Annotated in this window: 12 protein-coding genes; 7 read left to right on the top strand and 5 right to left on the bottom strand. The window is 37.5% G+C overall.

The features are described from left to right. Positions 1-23 precede the first annotated feature (23 nt). From DSM02_RS10850 to DSM02_RS10840, 3 genes are read left to right on the top strand one after another with little or no spacing between them, the layout of a single operon-like run. The gene (locus DSM02_RS10850) at positions 24-1,673 is read left to right on the top strand and encodes a solute:sodium symporter family transporter (protein WP_128765654.1); all 1,650 of its coding nucleotides are present in this window, start codon (positions 24-26) and stop codon (positions 1,671-1,673) included. 42 nt (positions 1,674-1,715) lie between these two features. After that, the gene (gene araA / locus DSM02_RS10845) at positions 1,716-3,227 is read left to right on the top strand and encodes an L-arabinose isomerase (RefSeq protein WP_128765653.1); all 1,512 of its coding nucleotides are present in this window, start codon (positions 1,716-1,718) and stop codon (positions 3,225-3,227) included. 21 nt (positions 3,228-3,248) lie between these two features. Beyond that, complete coding sequence (locus tag DSM02_RS10840; protein WP_128765652.1) at positions 3,249-4,433, top strand: aldose epimerase family protein; 1,185 nt, start codon at positions 3,249-3,251, stop codon at positions 4,431-4,433. Between the two features lie 52 nt (positions 4,434-4,485). Here the strand turns inward: DSM02_RS10840 and DSM02_RS10835 are convergent, their stop codons facing one another. The 4 genes from DSM02_RS10835 to DSM02_RS10820 form a co-directional block, all read right to left on the bottom strand. Continuing rightward, complete coding sequence (locus DSM02_RS10835) at positions 4,486-5,061, bottom strand: YdeI/OmpD-associated family protein (RefSeq protein WP_128765651.1); 576 nt, start codon at positions 5,059-5,061, stop codon at positions 4,486-4,488. 2 nt (positions 5,062-5,063) lie between these two features. Beyond that, positions 5,064-6,689, bottom strand: coding sequence for a M1 family metallopeptidase (locus DSM02_RS10830; protein WP_128765650.1), 1,626 nt, complete (start codon positions 6,687-6,689; stop codon positions 5,064-5,066). A 46-nt stretch (positions 6,690-6,735) separates the two neighbouring features. Beyond that, positions 6,736-8,085 carry a M28 family peptidase gene (locus DSM02_RS10825; RefSeq protein WP_128765649.1) on the bottom strand — a complete coding sequence of 450 codons (1,350 nt, stop codon included), beginning with the start codon at positions 8,083-8,085 and terminating at the stop codon, positions 6,736-6,738. Positions 8,086-8,264: 179 nt separating this feature from the next. Continuing rightward, a complete protein-coding gene (locus tag DSM02_RS10820) occupies positions 8,265-10,469 on the bottom strand; it encodes a bifunctional alpha,alpha-trehalose-phosphate synthase (UDP-forming)/trehalose-phosphatase (RefSeq protein ID WP_128765648.1) in 2,205 nt (734 codons plus the stop codon). A 109-nt stretch (positions 10,470-10,578) separates the two neighbouring features. Here DSM02_RS10820 and DSM02_RS10815 point away from each other — a divergent pair, with 109 nt between their 5' ends. After that, positions 10,579-12,390, top strand: a complete 1,812-nt coding sequence (locus DSM02_RS10815) for a glycoside hydrolase family 15 protein (RefSeq protein ID WP_128765647.1) — start codon at positions 10,579-10,581, stop codon at positions 12,388-12,390. A 68-nt stretch (positions 12,391-12,458) separates the two neighbouring features. On the opposite strand, the gene DSM02_RS10810 is transcribed toward DSM02_RS10815, so the two are convergent. Next, complete coding sequence (locus tag DSM02_RS10810; protein ID WP_128765646.1) at positions 12,459-13,532, bottom strand: hypothetical protein; 1,074 nt, start codon at positions 13,530-13,532, stop codon at positions 12,459-12,461. A gap of 138 nt (positions 13,533-13,670) precedes the next feature. Between DSM02_RS10810 and DSM02_RS10805 the strand changes: the two genes are divergently transcribed. The 3 genes from DSM02_RS10805 to DSM02_RS10795 all read left to right on the top strand — a co-directional run bounded on the left by DSM02_RS10805 (position 13,671) and on the right by DSM02_RS10795 (position 18,243). Next, complete coding sequence (locus DSM02_RS10805) at positions 13,671-14,570, top strand: ABC transporter ATP-binding protein (RefSeq protein WP_128765645.1); 900 nt, start codon at positions 13,671-13,673, stop codon at positions 14,568-14,570. A 7-nt stretch (positions 14,571-14,577) separates the two neighbouring features. After that, a complete protein-coding gene (locus tag DSM02_RS10800) occupies positions 14,578-15,408 on the top strand; it encodes an ABC transporter permease (RefSeq protein WP_128765644.1) in 831 nt (276 codons plus the stop codon). A gap of 117 nt (positions 15,409-15,525) precedes the next feature. Then, positions 15,526-18,243, top strand: coding sequence for a T9SS type B sorting domain-containing protein (locus DSM02_RS10795; protein ID WP_128765643.1), 2,718 nt, complete (start codon positions 15,526-15,528; stop codon positions 18,241-18,243). Positions 18,244-18,332 lie beyond the last annotated feature (89 nt).

The raw sequence follows: 18,332 nt of genomic DNA, 5'->3' as shown, positions 1-18,332 counted from the left end.
CTAACTAATTACATTTAAACACTATGGGATTAATCACTTTTGCTGCATTTACAATTCTTGTGGCAGTTATTTCGTACTTCGCATCGCGTACCACAGATGAGACCACTTCAGATGGTTATTTTCTGGGAGGGCGAAGTCTTACCGGGCCGGTAATTGCGGGGTCACTATTACTTACGAACCTTTCTACTGAGCAAATTATTGGTGCTAATGGTATCGGTTTCAGCGAGGGTATTCTTATCGCAGCCTATGAAATTTTAGCAGCTGTTGCAATGGTTTTTACTGCGTTCGTTTTGCTGCCTAAATATTTAAAGGGTGGAATTTCCACTATTCCACAGTTTTTAGAAAAGCGCTACGGAAAACTTACGAAAACGATTGTGTCAATTCTTTTCTTAATGGCATACGCAATTTCGATGTTACCAACTGTTCTCTATTCTGGTGCTTTAGCAATAAACACGATGTTTGACCTGCCTGAACGTATGGGTATGTCTCCGGAGTCTGCCCTTTGGGTAACGGTTTGGGGAATTGGTCTTATCGGTTCGGTTTATGCGATTTTTGGTGGACTTAAAGCCGTTGCGGTTTCTGACTCGATAAACGCAGTAGGACTTATTGTAGGTGGTTTATTGATCCCTGTTTTTGGATTAATGGCAGTAGGTGATGGTAGCATTATAGAGGGTATGAACGTACTTAAAACAAACCTTCCTGAAAAGTTTGAAATCTTGGGCGGACCCGATTCTTCAGTTCCCTGGACGACTTTATTCACTGGTATGGTGATTGTAAATTTTTACTATTGGGGTACCAACCAAGCTATTATACAACGTACGTTAGGAGCAAAAAATCTTGCTGAAGGTCAAAAGGGACTCTGTCTTGCGGCTTTTGTGAAAATCTTAGGCCCCATAATCGTGGTCTTACCCGGTATTATAGCCTTTCAATATTTTAACGGAAATCTTGACAACGCAGATGAAGCATACCCAATGCTCGTAAAAGCAGTGCTTCCTACTGCATTTGTTGGCTTCTTTGCTGCAGTTTTATTTGGTGCAATTTTGAGTTCGTTTAACTCTGCGCTTAACTCGTCTGTAACTTTATTTGGATTAGATTTATACAAGCAGTATTTCAACAACAATGCTTCTGAAAAGCAAGTTGTTCGCGCCGGTAAAACTTTTGGTATCCTGCTTGCAGTTTTCTCTATGTTAATTGCTCCATTATTGTACGGGGTTGAAGGTGGTATTTTCAACTACCTGCAAGAACTTAACGGATCTTTTAGCGTTCCTATTCTTGCGATTATTCTAGTGGGTATTTATTCTAAACGTGTTTCTGGTAAAGCTGCCAATATAGCTATTGTTTTTGCGGTAGTTTCTTATTTGGTAACGCTTTATGTGATCAAACCGATTATTACTGGTAATGCTGTCACAGCTGCAGAATTGGGAGGGGTTACAGATGCTTCTGAGCTTGCTCAAATTGCTAAAGAGGCTTTCCCGAGTTTCTTACACATTATGGGAATCATCTTTGTGTTGGTAGTAGGAATCTTATTTGGTGTTAGTAAATTCTATCCTAGAGAGACAGATTACCTTCAGGAATATACCCGTCAGGTAGACATCACCCCTTGGAAATATATGAAACCAGCGGGAATAGCGATTTGTGTTATGGTTGCCGCCGTTTACATCTATTTTTCTTAAGAAAATTCAAAACCTAAATAATAGTATAAGTATATATTTTTTATGAATTACAATATTGATCATTACGAAGTCTGGTTTGTTACAGGAACCCAACACTTATATGGTGAAGAAACTTTGAAACAAGTTGCAAATCATTCACAGGAAATTGCAAAGGGACTTAATAGTTCTCAGGATATTCCGGTGAAAATCGTTTATAAAGATTTAGTAAAAACACCTAATGAGATTACAGACTTATGTCTGGAAGCTAACAGCAATAAAAATTGCATCGGATTAATTTTATGGATGCATACCTTTTCTCCTGCGAAAATGTGGATTAAAGGATTGAATTTACTTCAAAAACCTATCTGCCATTTACACACACAGTTTAATGCAGAGATCCCTTGGGGTGAGATTGATATGGATTTTATGAATTTAAATCAATCTGCGCATGGTGATCGTGAATTTGGCTTTATGATGTCTCGTATGCGTAAGAAACGCAAAGTAGTTGTAGGTCATTGGGGAGACAAACGTGTGCAAACAAAATTAGGTGTATTTACACGTGTAGCTCTTGGATGGAATGAATTTCAAAATCTTAAAGTTGCCCGTATTGGTGATAATATGCGTGAAGTAGCAGTAACTGAGGGTGACAAGGTAGAAGCACAAATGCGTTTTGGTTTTACCGTAAATGGATTTGACTCTTCAGATATTGTAGCAAAAATAAATGAGATCAAACAGGAAGACCTTGATGCTCTTTTGAAGACTTATGACGAGGAATACGAGCTTGCTGAATCAATAAAAAACGGTGGAGCGCAACGTCAATCTCTGGTTGATGCAGCTAAAATTGAATTGGGACTTAGAGCTTTTTTAGAAGAAGGTGGTTTTGGAGCTTTTACAGATACGTTTGAAAATTTAGGAGAACTGAAACAATTACCGGGTATCGCTACACAACGCCTAATGGCAGATGGTTATGGTTTTGGAGGAGAAGGTGACTGGAAAACTGCTGCTTTAACCCGTGCGATGAAAGTTATGGCGATAGGTCTTGACGGTGGAACTTCATTTATGGAAGATTACACGTATCATTTCACACCACAGGGTTCTTATGTTTTAGGTTCTCATATGCTTGAGATTTGTCCTTCTATTGCTGATGCTAAGCCTAAATGTGAAGTACACCCACTAGGAATCGGTGGTAAAGAAGATCCTGCGCGTTTGGTTTTTAATTCACCAGAAGGTCCTGCGATCAATGCTTCTTTAGTAGATATGGGTAACCGTTTTCGCTTAATTGTTAACGAAGTTGAAGCTGTAAAACCAGAAGCAGATTTACCACATTTACCGGTAGCTCGTGTGCTTTGGGATTGTAAGCCAGACCTTGATATTGCTGCAACCAGTTGGATTCTTGCAGGTGGTGCACACCATACAGTTTACAGTCAGGCGGTGACTACTGAATTTATGGAGGATTTTGCCGATATTGCAGGTATCGAATTGCTGGTTATAGATGATCAGACTCGTGTGCGTGATTTTAAAGATACAATCAACGCTAACGAAGCATACTATCAGATTTTTCAGCACCGCATGTAATTATCAACCTAATAAAAGAGTATGAAATTAACTAGTAAATTTTTAGTCATTCCAATTGTTCTGGGGATGTCACTTACCTTGGTAAATTGTAAAAATGATACCAAGAAAGAAGACACTCCTGTCGTAGAAGAAATGGCAGAAGCAAGCATAACCAAGTCCGATTTTGGAATGTATCAGGACAGTATACCTGTTGAGAAATATGCTTTAGTCAACGCAAATGGAATGGAAGTAGATGTCATCACTTACGGTGGTATCATCACCAGTTTAAAAGCGCCGAGTAAAGACAGTACGTTTCAAGACGTGGTTTTAGGTTTTGACAACCTGGAGGAGTATGTAGAAGGTTCACCGTATTTTGGAGCAATCATTGGCCGCTACGGAAACCGAATTGCTAAAGGAGAATTTAAGTTAGACGGAGAAACGTACAAATTGCCTGTAAATGATGGGGATAACAGTCTTCACGGTGGAACCGCCGGTTTTGATAAAGTGGTTTGGAATGCCGAAGAAGTAAAAGACGGCGATAACGTAGGTTTAAAACTTACCTACTTAAGTCTTGACGGCGATATGGGATACCCCGGTAATTTAGAAACTACAGTAACTTATACTTTACAGGCAGATAATACGTTGATGGTAAAGTATGAAGCGACTACCGATAAGCCTACTGTGGTTAATTTGACTCAACACACGTATTTTAACCTTTCAGGTAATTTTGACAACACAATTTTGGATACTGAAGTAATGATCAACGCAGATCAATACCTTCCTGTTGACGCTGGTTTGATACCTACGGGAGAGCTGAGATCTGTTGCAGGAACAGCTTTTGATTTTAATAAACCAAAGAAAGTAGGAGCTGAAATTAATGCGGAAGAGGATCAGTTAAAGAAAGGATTGGGTTACGACCATTGCTGGATTTTGAATGGAACCGGCGGTGAAATGAAGCTGGCGGCTACTGCTCTTGATCCTGAAAGCGGAAGGTTTATGGAAATTATGACCACAGAGCCTGCTATTCAGTTTTACACCGGTAACTTCCTCGATGGGACGCTTACTCAAAAGGATGGTAAAGGTACCTATGCGTATCGCAGTGGTTTTTGTTTAGAAACTCAGCATTATCCAGATTCACCAAATCAGGCTGGCTTTCCTTCAACGGTTCTTAAACCCGGGGAAAAATATGAGACTACAACTTCCTTTAAATTTTCTGTACAAGATTAATCTGGAGTTTTATATAACTAAAAGCCCGATACTTATGAGTATTGGGCTTTTTTTATAAACGCTGCTTGATATTCTGCTCACAAAGCTCAATGATTTGAGTAATACGTTTTTTGCGCGTCCCTTCGCGCTTAGCCTGATTTAGCCAGTATAAGTAGCTTTTGCGATAGCCTTTAGCAAAATTTAGGAAGTTCTCAAAGGCCTTAGAATTTGCGTCAAAGGCTTTTTGTAAATCCTCTGGTGTAATTCCATTTTCAACATCATCAAGAGATGTCCATGAACCATTTTCTTTAGCAAGCTCAATAGCTTTCATTCCATTGGGATGTATTAAATCTGCCTCTAGTAATTCATCAACATAGCCTTTATTTATTGCGCTCCATACACTTTTTGATTTTCTTGGACAGAAATATTGCTTTCTTCTTTTATCATCAAGCTTTCTAACTGTACTGTCTATCCAACCGTAACAGAGGGCAACCTTTACAGCTTCTTCCCAGCGCATACTGGGCTCTTCACATGCTACTTTGTAAAATACAAGTTCTACACCGGCATCTAAGTGATGGTTTTCGTGTAGCCAATTACGCCATTCTTCAGCATTTTTAAAATAAAGTAGTGGACGTTTGGGTTTAGTCATTGCTAATCTAATTCTTCAGATTCAATATAAAAATTGCGGTCTATTTCAAATTCAGAAATAGGTTCATCAAACGATTTGGTATTCCAGTTTGCAGCAGGATAAATCCATATTTTTTCTTGGTTTACCATAATCTGAATTGGCATATCAAACCCTTCAACAATATCTGCATAACGGAATTTCAACGTATTTCCGTTAATAGTATATTCTAACTCCGGAATCATCGTGGTACGCAAATACTGATTCCAAAATTCGGTAAGATCAATTCCACTTTTTTCACTTATATAATTTTCAACCTGAGCTGTGGTCACGGTTTGATGATAAAATTCTTTATTAAGTCCGCGCAGAATTTCACGCCATTTTTCATCATCTTCGATCAATTGTCTTAAGGTGTGCAAAATATTAGCACCTTTAAAATACATATCGCCACTTCCTTCGTGATCTACACCATACGTACCAATGATAGGACGGTCATTACGAATAGCATTTCGCATTCCAATGACATAATCTGATGAAGCCTCTTTTCCGTAGAAGTAATCAACAAATAAGTTTTCAGAATAGGTGGTGAAACTTTCATGAATCCACATATCTGCAACATCTTTATTTGTTATGTTATTCGCAAACCACTCGTGGCCACTCTCGTGAATGATGATATAATCAAATTTTAAACCCCATCCGCTACCAGAAAGATCACGACCTAAATAGCCATTTCCGTAAGCATTACCATAGGTGACATTGCTTTGATGCTCCATACCTAAATAAGGTACTTCAACTAATTTATAGCCGTCTTCATAAAATGGATAAGGGCCGAACCAATATTCAAAAGCTTCAAGCATTTTAGGTACTTGCTTGAATTGTTCTTTGGCTTTTTTAAGGTTTTTCTTTAGTACATAAAAGTTTAAGTCCAGACTTCCTTTTTCACCTTCATAAATTTCTGAGAAGTGCGCATAATCTGCAATATCAGCACTAATACCGTAATTATTGATAGGATTTTTAACAGCCCAGTGAAAGGTTGTTTTATCTTTAGTTGAAGTAGAGTCTATGAGTTTACCATTGCCCACGCCTGTCAAGCCTTTAGGAACTGTAATATAGAAATCCAGACTTTCTATTTCGTCATAAGGAATATCCTTGTTAGGCCACCAAATTGACGAACCCACACCTTGATTTGCGTTAGCTGCAAAGGCTTTGCCGTTAGTGTCTTCTTGCCATGTCCATCCACCATCCCAAGGTAAGCGTTTACCAACCACGGGTTTTCCTTCAAAATTTACTTCGAGTTTATTTACAGCATTTTTTTTCTGTTTTGCTTTCAGCGAAATAAAATGGGCTGCTCCATCTTGTTTGATCGCTAATTTTTTACCGTCTTGAGTCGCACTCAAAAGTTTCATGGGCTCTTGCAGATCGATTTGTATCGTTTGGTACGGATTGATCACTTTATAGGTAATAGTATTAGTTCCTGAAATAAATTCTTTATCAGGATCTATATCAACCTTTAAATCATAATTGGAAACATCCCACCAAGCACGCTCAGGAGTGATACTACCTTTTAAAGTATCTTGATGTGTGAAGGTTGTTTTTTGAGCAATTGCTGACACAGTTAATAGCCCAAGTGCCAGAGAAAGTAATTTATGCATGGTATGTATTTAGAATATGGAATTCAAAAGTTGTTCCAAATATTTTCTATCTCATTATTTCATTAGGAAAAACTACTGGACTCTCGTGACCATTTGCACCTACCGCTGAAACACCAAAGAATGAATTATCAATTACAATCCCGTCTAAAGTTATTTCTGAAATATCACCCACATAACGGCTGTGGTCCCAAGTAGGAGATGTAGTATCTCTCCAGTAAACTTTATAACCAAAAGCACCTTCTACTTTAGTCCATTGCAGTTTAACGTCTGCCTCTACGATGCCACCAATTTTCACTGTTTTGGGTGCTGGTGGTGCCCAGGCTAAGCTTGCCAGATTAATAGCGTTAACTGCTGTAAGCTTTGCTGCGTAAGGGAAATTAACGTGCTCAATAACGTCTCCATATTCAATACCATCTTCCGTACGGATGTCTTGATGCTGTTGTGTATAATTTTCATGAGCTTCCATAATTCTGATTCCGGCGAAGCCTAAATCATTAAAAGGTCTATGATGACCACCACGTCCAAAACGATCCAAACGATAAATCATCATCGGGTTCATTTCGGGCATATAATTAGAGACATTTTTATGAATGTAACGCGCCAATTGGCGAGAATTTCCATCAACTTCACCCCCGTAAAAACGACGGGCATTACGCTGTTTTTCAGTTTCATTGGCCGGTACCGGTTCAGAGAAAATTCTAAAATCCCGATTACTGATTACTCCATCAACACCTTCAATATTACCAATCATATCGTTGTTTAAAATCCCGATGATATCCCAACCTTGTTTAACCGCATACTCTGCCAATCCTTTCCCTCCAAAAAGTCCTTGCTCTTCACCAGATAAGCCTACATAAATGATGCTATTCTCAAATTTATATTTAGAAAGCACACGAGCAGCTTCCATAGTTCCTGCCATTCCGCTTGCATTATCATTTGCTCCGGGAGCATCTGTTGTAAAATCTGTAGCATCACTTGCGCGAGAATCTATATCACCGCTCATAATAATATAGCGGTTAGGGTATTTAGTTCCTTTTTGAATCGCAACAACATTTACCACATAGGTTTCTTTAGGAATACGGCCACCCATATCTGGAGTAACTAAATCTTTCTGATAAAACACATCTAGGCAATTTTCGCAGTTTTGAGAAGTTTTTTCAAATTCAGCTTTAATGTATCTTCTAGCAGCTCCTATACCGCGTGTATTACTTAAGGTGTCGCTAAAGGTGTTTCGGGTACCGAAACCTGCAAGAGTGCGTACATCTTTTTCTATGCGATCTGCAGATACCGCATCAATAATCCCATAGATGCGTAAATCTGTTTCTGAAGGGACATTGTTTTGAGCCAGAAGGACTGTAAAACAAGAAAGAAAAATAAAAGTAAATGTATATTTCATATCAATTGTTAGGATTAAAAAAGGCAAGCAGAAATTTAAAATAAATCTGCTCGCCATAAAAGTAAATCATCTTGGGTCAAGCCTAAAAGACATTATAAAGAAATAGACCTTGATTTCGATGCAAGCCTTAAAAGCGTTAAAAACTTGATTATCGAGTAAATTATCTAAGTATAATTTTATTAGGTTGTTGCAAACTTTTTAAGCAAATCACGCACACGGTCTGTATCATCTACATAATATTTAGCTGCTGTTTTTTGCAGACCAACTTTAATAGTAAATGCATCATCGGGTAAATCCTGAAACATGTATTCATCGGTCCAGTCATCACCTATTGCAAACTTAAAACTATAGTCTTTGCCAAAAATATGTTTGGTAACCGCCTTACCTTTATGAATCGTACTGTCTTTAATTTCCAATACTTTGTTCCCGTCTAAAACACCCAACTCATTATTTGCTGAAAGTTCTTTAAGAACATTAGAGAGTTCGCTAGCTCGTTTCTCACCTAAATCTGGATCAGCATTGCGATAATGCCAAGCTAAAGAATAGTTTTTTTCTTCGATGAATGTACCGGCAGTACGGTCTACAAACTGTTCAAGAATAGGCCGAACCGTATCCATCCAATCGTTTTTAAGATTTTCTGTGACAGCCCATTCACCGCCAACAGGTCTTTTCCAAACACCGTGTTCTGCGATAAGCGTTATAGGTACATCTTGCCACCAGGTTCCTAAAGTATGGCGGTCACGACCGCTTATGATTACTACTTCGGTATTATCTTGATTGTGTATGGTTCTAACCAATTCTATTAAATCATCGTCAGGACTGGCATCTTCAGGGTTGTTTACAAAACCTCTTAAAGTTCCGTCATAATCCAAGAAAAGAATACGTTTGTCTGCTTTTTTATAAGTCTCAAACATTTCATCTTCCTGATCAGTGCGCATACGTATTGCTTTTACGATGTCTGATTTGTGTGCAGTATCACGTAATGAGGTCATAAAGTCGTTAGCCCATTTTTCTACGTTATATCTTTTTAATCGTTTTTGAAGAAATTTATTGCGTTTGATTTGTTCAGCTTCAGGCATTTCTATTGCTTGTTTTAAAGCATCTGCAATTTCCTCAAAATTATTCGGATTTATAATGAGTGCTTCACTCATTTCTTGAGCAGCACCGGCCATTTCACTCAATATCAAAACTCCTTTTTTATCGGTTCTCGTTGCGACATATTCTTTAGCAACCAGATTCATTCCGTCTCTAATAGGCGTTAAAAGTGCCACTTCACAAGTGGTGTATAAATCAATTAAGTTTTCAAAAGGCATTGAGCGGTAAAAATACCAAATCGGTGTCCAGCTTACGGAAGCAAACTTTCCGTTAATACGACCTACCAGTTCGTCAACTTCTTTTTTCAACAATTGATATTGCGGAACATTAGATCGGGAAGGAACAGCAAGCATAACCAAGCGAACTTTCTCTTTAAATTCAGGATACTTTTCAAGGAAATATTCATAAGCTCTGATGCGGTTTGCGATTCCCTTACTGTAATCAAGACGATCTATAGAAAGAATCATTTTTGCATCTGGCGTAGAATCTATATGCAGATCGAGACGGCGTTGCAATTCTGATTGGTTTTTTGCTGCGTCGTGTTTTGCCGCAGCTTCAGAGAATTTATTATAGTCAATACCCATAGGGTACGAGTTAACCGTAACAATACGATCTTTAAGAGTAATTTCGTTAAAGCTGACTTCGTTTCTTAATATACGAGAAACAGAACTTAAAAAGTGACGCTGATAATCATAGGTATGAAAGCCGATTAGATCTGAACCTAATAACCCCTTTAAAATTTCTTCTCTCCACGGAAGGGTTCTGAAAACTTCATAAGAAGGGAAGGGAATGTGTAAAAAGAAACCAATTTGTACATCTGGTCGCTCTTTTTTAATAAGCGCCGGAAGCAGCATCAACTGATAATCGTGCACCCAAATCGTATCACCTTCTTCAATATTATCAAGAACTACCTCAGCATATTTTTGGTTTACGGTAACATAGCTTTGCCAACTTTCTTTTTCGAACTCTGTATATTCCATAAAATAATGGAAAAGCGGCCAAATAGTACGGTTGGAGAACCCGTAGTAAAAGCCTTCAATATCTTCTTCTGTCAACGAAACAGGTACACATTGTTCTTGTATTGTGGCTTCAACAACTTCATCGCGCAGGTCTGCAGGAATTTCTTCTTCGGTAAGACCGGTCCAACCAATCCAAATACCATTACTGTCGCGGTGAACTGATTTCATCCCCGTTGCTAAACCTCCAACACTTGGAGTTGCTTTAATGGTTTTATTATCGATTTGTAATTGTAAAGGCAGTCGATTTGATATAATGATAGTTTTACTCATAAAAACAGGTAATCGGAGGGTTAGATTTTTTGTTAATGCTTAAATTTCGGAAAATCGAAGCGGTTACACTAGCCGTTTAATAGAACTTTAGAATATTTTAAAAATTTTCATGGATAATTTAAACTACGGAATCATAGGAAACTGCAAAAGCGCAGCCTTAATATCAGAAAAAGGATCTCTCGATTGGTGTTGTCTTCCCATCTTTGACTCTCCATCAGTTTTTGCAAAATTACTGGATGAAGAAAAAGGAGGTTCTCAGAGTTTTGAAGTGGGGGAGGACTATAAAATCTCTCAAAAATACATGTGGCAGACTAATATTTTGCGCACTATGTATGACAACGGGACTGATGCTTTTGAGGTATTTGACTTTATGCCGCGTTATGAAAAAAGAAGCGGGTCTTTTTATGCTCCGCCAGATATCATCAGGTTCATCAGATTAGTAAAAGGTGCACCCAAGTTTGTTTGCAACTACGATCCTAAGTTAGAGTATGCCAGTGTAAAAACGATTACCGTAAACAAAGGAGAATATATAGAAAGTTATACCGATGATGGTAAATACGATTCGCTCTATTTATATACGAATCTCGAAAAAGAGGATATTCTCAATAAAAAGACCATAACACTAGAGGCAAATGCTTTTTTGTTGATGTCGTATCACGAGAAGTTGATGGAACAAACACTAGATCGTGCGTATCTTAAATTTCAGCGTACTAAGGTCTACTGGATGAACTGGAGTGAGGTGACTACAAAATATCCGCTTTATCAAAATGAGATAATGCGTAGTGCACTCACTCTAAAAGCACTCACGTTTGAAAAATCTGGAGCGGTGCTTGCTGCTGCGACAACCTCCTTACCAGAAACTATAGGTGAAGTGCGCAATTGGGATTATCGTTTTTGCTGGGTACGCGATGCATCGATGGTGATACGCGTGATTTCAAATTTGGGACACACGAAATATGCACATAATTTTTTGCAATTTATTATAGACACCTTGCCCGATAAGGATGAGAAAATGCAAATAATGTATGGTATTAATGGCGAAAAGAATTTAGAAGAATATACCCTAGATCATCTTTCTGGTTATAAAGATTCTGCACCGGTACGTGTAGGAAATGCTGCGTACATTCAAAGGCAAAATGATATCTATGGAATTCTGATGGAAGTTATTTATCAGCAATTTATACAATTTGAGACTACTTTAGAAAACAGTGAAGAACTTTGGACGGTTGTTCTGGGAATTATCAAAATTGTAAAACAACACTGGCGAGAACCCGATAAAGGGATCTGGGAACTACGCACTGAAGACCGCCATTTTACATTCTCTAAATTATTATGCTGGGTTGCGATAGATCGTGCTATTAAAATAGCCGAAGTTTTAAAACGCCACCGTAATCTGGAAGAATGGCAAGCGCTGCGAAAAGAGATTCACGATGATATCTGCGAAAATGCCTGGAACGAAGATATGCAGGCTTATACCCAATATTACGGTTCAAAAGATCTGGATGCTTCTACCTTACTGATGGAACAATACGGTTTTATAGATGCGAAGAATCCACGGTTTGTATCTACAGTTGAAGCAACAGAGCGCGAACTCTGTAAAGACGGTTTGATGTATCGATATAAGAATGAAGATGACTTTGGAGAGCCTAGCTCGTCTTTTACCATTTGTACATTTTGGTTTATTGATAGTTTATTTAAAATAGGAGAGCGCCAAAAAGCAATCAAATATTTTGATCAATTGTTATCGTATAGTAATCACTTAGGTTTATTCAGTGAAGATATTGATTTTAAAACCAAGCGTCTGCTGGGGAATTTTCCGCAGGCATATTCACACCTCGCCTTAATTGAAACAGCAACGAATTTCGCCAAGTATGGAGGGGATGAGGAAGAAGAAATTCATTTTAAACCGATATTGTATTAAAAAGTATACGTATTTAGAAAGAAATCAAAACCCCGTATTTACGGGGTTTTTTGATTTTAAAAAGTCTATTAATATCTTGCTTCCATAATACGCTTCATACTTACATCTTCATAATTACGCTTTACAAAAGCCAAAGCAGTTTTTACGATTTGCCCCATAGACTTTGCACGCTTAAATTTCATATCCATCGTGTAGTCGTATAACTGACTACGCAGTTGTTTGAGGTTTTTTTCTGAAGAAATTTGGTCTTGCGTCATACATTTTAATAGACGGCGTAAGCGATTTTTAGAAGTGATAATTCGTTTTGCGAGTACAGCACGTTCTTCTTCACGGTATTGCTCTATAGATTTATCTCTCAGTCGGTTAGAAACCAGTTCTACCATTCTAAAGTTCTCTTTAAAAATGTGTGGTTTATAGACTTTAAAATTTCCTTCATAACACTGTTGATCAAAATCAATAGCGCGTATTTTATACTTAATATGATCAAAATCATGAGTAGGAATCACGACGTAGTTATACGATCGCATATCGCCTAATAACAATATCATACAGCGCTCATTAAACTTTACAAATTCTTTGGCCAATTGCGCTTTACCTACATCATCACAATCTTCCAGATAATCTGAAATAAAAACATCACCGGGAATACCCACAATATGTTCCTCTATAAGCGTGTCTTTATAAACCAAAAAGTTAATGCGGTTGGGAGATAAAATATGCTCCAGGTCTAAACCATAGATTCTGCTTGCATCGGCTTTTTTGACATAGAAATACGTATAGTTGTCGTTAAAAATATTATTGACTTTTATGCGGAAAGGCTTTGAGTTACCAAAGGTGCAATAATCAATTGCCGTAACACTTAAGAACGGCAGTACATTTTCATTTCCATCAGAATGTAGAATGGCATAAACACGCTTGAGGCTTTCTTCAATCTCTCTACGTTCATGTTCTGGGTAGTACACACTGATCCATAAGGTATCTTTATCATTTTTATCGTAAATATTTATTCCGCCGGAAAAGCGCAATAAATCATCATAAAAGACAGGGATTTGTGTAGCTCTGTTATACTTGTTCAAATATTCCTGAAGCTTCTCACCAACGGGATAAGTTGGCTTTTTGCGCGACATTAATTTCTCTTCCATAGACTACATATTTAAGCTCAAACTCAGACTTTTTTAATATCCAAATAAGTCAGTTTGAATTGTAAAGGTACTAATGTGATGTAACAAAATAGTGGTTCTTCCGTCTTGTTACTGAACGTTAATTCTAAAAATACGCTTTTGGAAACAATTCTTACACTAAATAATCTCACCAAACATTACGGTAAAGTAAAAGCGGTCAATGACTTGAGCTTTACTATTGAGAAAGGCAATGTCTACGGTATTCTTGGTCCTAACGGAAGTGGTAAATCTACCACTTTGGGTATGGTTCTTAATGTTGTGAATGCAACCTCTGGCGATTTTAAATGGTTTGACGGGAGTGATACCACACACCATGCACTTAAAAAAGTAGGAGCTATTATTGAGCGACCTAATTTTTACCCATATATGACTGCTGCTCAAAACCTCGAATTGGTTTGTACGATAAAAGATGTTGACACCGGTAAGATTGAAGAAAAATTAGAAGTTGTTCACTTACTGGATAGAAAAGACAGTAAATTCAGCACTTTTTCTTTAGGAATGAAGCAACGCCTGGCAATAGCTTCGGCTTTGCTTAATGATCCTGAAATTTTGATTCTTGACGAACCAACTAACGGTTTGGACCCTCAGGGAATTCACCAAATCAGAGAGATCATAAAAAATATTGCAAGGGGCGGTACCACAATTTTACTCGCTTCACATTTGCTAGATGAGGTTGAAAAAGTGTGTTCCCACGTTGTAATTATCAGAAAGGGAATTAAACTCTACGCAGGCCCTGTAGAAGAATTAAATGCCAGTCACGGCTTTTTTGAGTTGCGTTGCGAAAAGCAACAAGAACTTATAACAGTTCTCGAAGGGCATCCTGATTTTACTTCGGTTAAAGAAGAGAACGGTCTTGTAACAGGATTTCTTAAAAACCCCCTTTCTGCAGAAGCCTTAAACACATTTTTATTCAATCAGGGATTGGTGCTTTCTCATATGGTTAAACGTAAAGAAAGCCTAGAAGAACAATTTTTACAACTTACTGCCAACCTAAATTAAGCCACACATGCTACGATTACTTACTATAGAATTTTACAAACTAAAACACAGCCGTTCTTCAAAAGTATTGAGTATCGCTTATTTTGTGATTTTATCTTTTATAGCCCTTATCGCTTCAATAGAATTTAATCTTGGAGATTTTCAGATACGTATTGCAGATCAAGGTATTTTCAACTTTCCGTTTATTTGGCATTTCAATACCTGGGTGGCAGCGACGCTTAAATTCTTTCTAGCCATTGTAATCGTTTCGATGATTTCAAATGAATACAGCAATCGTACACTCAAACAGAACTTGATTGATGGGTTGAGTAAGAAAGAATTTATGCTTTCTAAGTTCTATACTGTTGTGGCTTTTGCTTTACTCTCTACACTGTTTATTTTTATAATGAGCCTTATTCTGGGTTATTCCTTTTCAGACTACACAGAGTTTAGTATTGTTACCCGAGAAATGGAATTTCTACTTGCATATTTTTTCAAGCTGGTTGGTTTTTTCTCATTCTGTTTGTTCTTAGGAGTTTTAGTGAAACGTTCTGCTTTTGCATTAGGGTTTTTATTCGTTTGGTGGATTTTTGAAAACATAACCTACGGTATTTTACGTTGGAAAGGCAGCGCTGAAACAGCAGATGCTATCGTGCAGTTTTTCCCGCTTGAAGCGATGAAAAATCTGATTAATCTACCTTTTCAGCGTTTAAACTTTATTGAAACAGCGGCCAACCAGTTACAGGCAGATATCGCTATTGATTATGCTGTACATTGGTATGAAGTAGCAATTGTTTCGGTATGGATATTTTTATTTATTTATGGAGCATATGCTCTGCTTAAAAAAAGAGATTTGTAAGTGTTGAGTTTACCGTTTTAAAGCTTTGCTTTGCCGAAACTATTTCGCTAAACGAAGAATATCATTTAAATTGTAATTGTATTTAAAATAACTACAATCACACGGTCAAACTTTTTAATGCGCAGCATTCCCTTTTTTTTGTTTTTCTTCCTTTCGGTAAGTCTCAATACTTTTTCACAAAGTCAGGCGAATAACTGGTATTTTGGGAATGGAGCCGGCTTAAACTTTAGCTCAGCTACACCAACGGTACTTACAGATGGTCAACTTAACACGCTAGAAGGTTGTGCAACAATATCTGATGATGACGGTAATTTACTTTTTTATACCGATGGCATAACTGTTTATGCAGCAGACCATTCTATAATGCAAAATGGGACAAATTTATTTGGAAATCCTTCAAGTACCCAGTCTGCCATAATAATACCCCAGCCCAATACACCGGGTATATATTACATATTTACAGTTGATACTCGAACACAACCAAATGAGGTAAGTGAGGGGCTAAATTACAGTATCGTGGATTTTAATTCCAATCCTGATGGTGTTGTAACTACAAAAAATAATAAGCTTTTGAATTTCTCTTCAGAAAAACTGAGTGCGGTGATCAAGAGTTGTGTTACTAACAGCGTATGGATGGTAACTTTCTCTAGCGCTAGCGGTAATGAGAATTTATTAAATACGATATACGCATATGAATTGAGTAATACAGGTTTAAATACTACACCTGTAAAATCACAGATAACTGTGGCTGTTCAGGATCCAAGAGGTAATTTAAAATTCTCTCCAGATGGTTCAAAATTGGCAATAGCAAATGCTGCAGATGGATTATTTTTGGCCGATTTTGATCCGAATACCGGAATAGTTTCTAGTGCTAGTCGTCTTGCGATTAACGGAACAAACTATGCATCTTATGGCGTTGAGTTTTCTCCTAATAATCGTTATTTGTATGTAAGTAGTTCAAATAATGAAGATTCTAGATTACCACCTGGAAACCATTTTTCAACTTTACTTCAGTACGATACCGAAGCTACAGATATATCTACAAGTCAGGTTGTGTTAGATGAACAAAGCTATTATCGCGGTAGTTTACAATTGGGGCCTAACGGAAAAATATATAGAGCTTTAAGTACTGCGTATCAAGTGGGTTCTAATTATTTAGGCGTTATTGAAAATCCTAATAGTGCAGGATTGGCAGCCAATTATAATGATAAGGCAATCAATTTAGGAAGCGGCATAAGTTATCAGGGTTTGCCTCCTTTTAATCAGTCTTTATTTAATGAGCTTGATATCATTCAAAATGATCTGGATAGTAAGAAGTTAGATCTTTGCGATGGAAATAATTATACGTTAGGGTATGAACCCGTTACAGGAGCATCCTATTCCTGGTACAAAGATGATGTTTTAATCGCTGGTGAGACGGGTTATGAAATTGATATCACTCAACCTACGGGAGTTACTTTACCTTATACAGAGACGTATGAGTTTAGATTAGATCCTAATGATGGTAGTTGCGAAAAAGTAGGAGTAGCACAAGTAACGTATTACGCGTATCCACCTAAAAACCCCACAATATTAACTCAATGTGAAGATGCTGCTACTGCAGATGGCTTTAGTATATTTAACCTTACGGAAGCTGAAGAGCAATTAACAGGTAATGATCCAGATTTTACAATTACGTATCACGAGACCTTGAATGAGGCTCAATTGAATTTGAATATATTGGACCCCATAGGTTATAAAAATACAGCACCAACCCAAACGTTATATGCTCGAATAGAAAATCCGGCAGGATGTGCAGTTTCGGTAGATGTGACCCTGGTTGTAAGTAGTACTGTTGCAAATTCAGCTTTGCTAGAGGATTGTGACCTCGATGATACCGGCTTTGGAGAATTTGATCTAAGTGAAGCTAATACTCAGGTTTTGGGTGGAATTTCAGGAAGTTATACTGTAAATTATTATCCTAGCGAAGAAGCAGCACTGCTTGAAGATGCTAATCTGAAATTGCCAACAATTTATACCAATCAAACACCTTATAAGGAAACCGTTTATGCACGAGTTGAAAATAATAATGCTTGTTTTGCAATTAGTCCGGTTGCTCTTGTATTGATTCCCAGACCAGATTTTAGTTTAGAAGAAGAAGCTATTTACTGTGCTGTAAATTTTCCGGAGTTAGAAACGTATTATCCTGATTATTCTAATTTAGATACATCAAGAACCTACATCTATAAGTGGCTTCCTGAAGGTCAGACTACACCATACTTGGAAACCAATTTGGCAACTACACACACTTTGAGGATAACAGATGTCGTGTCGGGATGTTTTAGAGAAGAATCAATCACTATTTTAGAAAAAGGACTTGCAGTTATTGAAAATATAGAAGTTACAGACGCTACTGAAAATAATACCGCAACATTTACCATTTCAGGAAATGGCGAGTACGAGTTGGCGATAGATAACGAGTTAGGGCCTTATCAGGACGACACAACGTTCTACAATCTTGCTCCCGGCTTTCATAGGGTTTATGTAAGGTCTAAAGAAAACTGTGGTTTCATTGAACAAGAATTCAGTATCATTGGTTTTTCAAAATATTTTACGCCTAATGGTGACGGTTATCACGACTACTGGCAGATACAGGGAATAAGTGATTTAATACAGCCTAATACAGTCATTCGTATTTTTGATCGCTATGGTAAATTATTAAAAGAACTGAATCCATTATCAGAAGGCTGGGACGGAACCTATATTGGTGAAAATTTACCGTCTGATGACTATTGGTTTCGAGTTTTACTTGAAGATGGTCGGGAATTCAAATCGCACTTCACTTTAAAACGCTAAATAGTCCTTTTATAAATTTTAAGTTAATCCTAAGATAGCGAGACTTTACCTTGACCTTCAAATAGTTTAATTTTACGTAAGAACCGAGA

It is taken from the genome of Leeuwenhoekiella polynyae, assembly GCF_004104075.1.
GTDB classification, from domain to species: Bacteria; Bacteroidota; Bacteroidia; order Flavobacteriales; family Flavobacteriaceae; genus Leeuwenhoekiella; species Leeuwenhoekiella polynyae.
The sequence above is the reverse complement of the archived record's forward strand: the minus strand, read 5'-3'. Positions and strand labels throughout refer to the sequence as shown.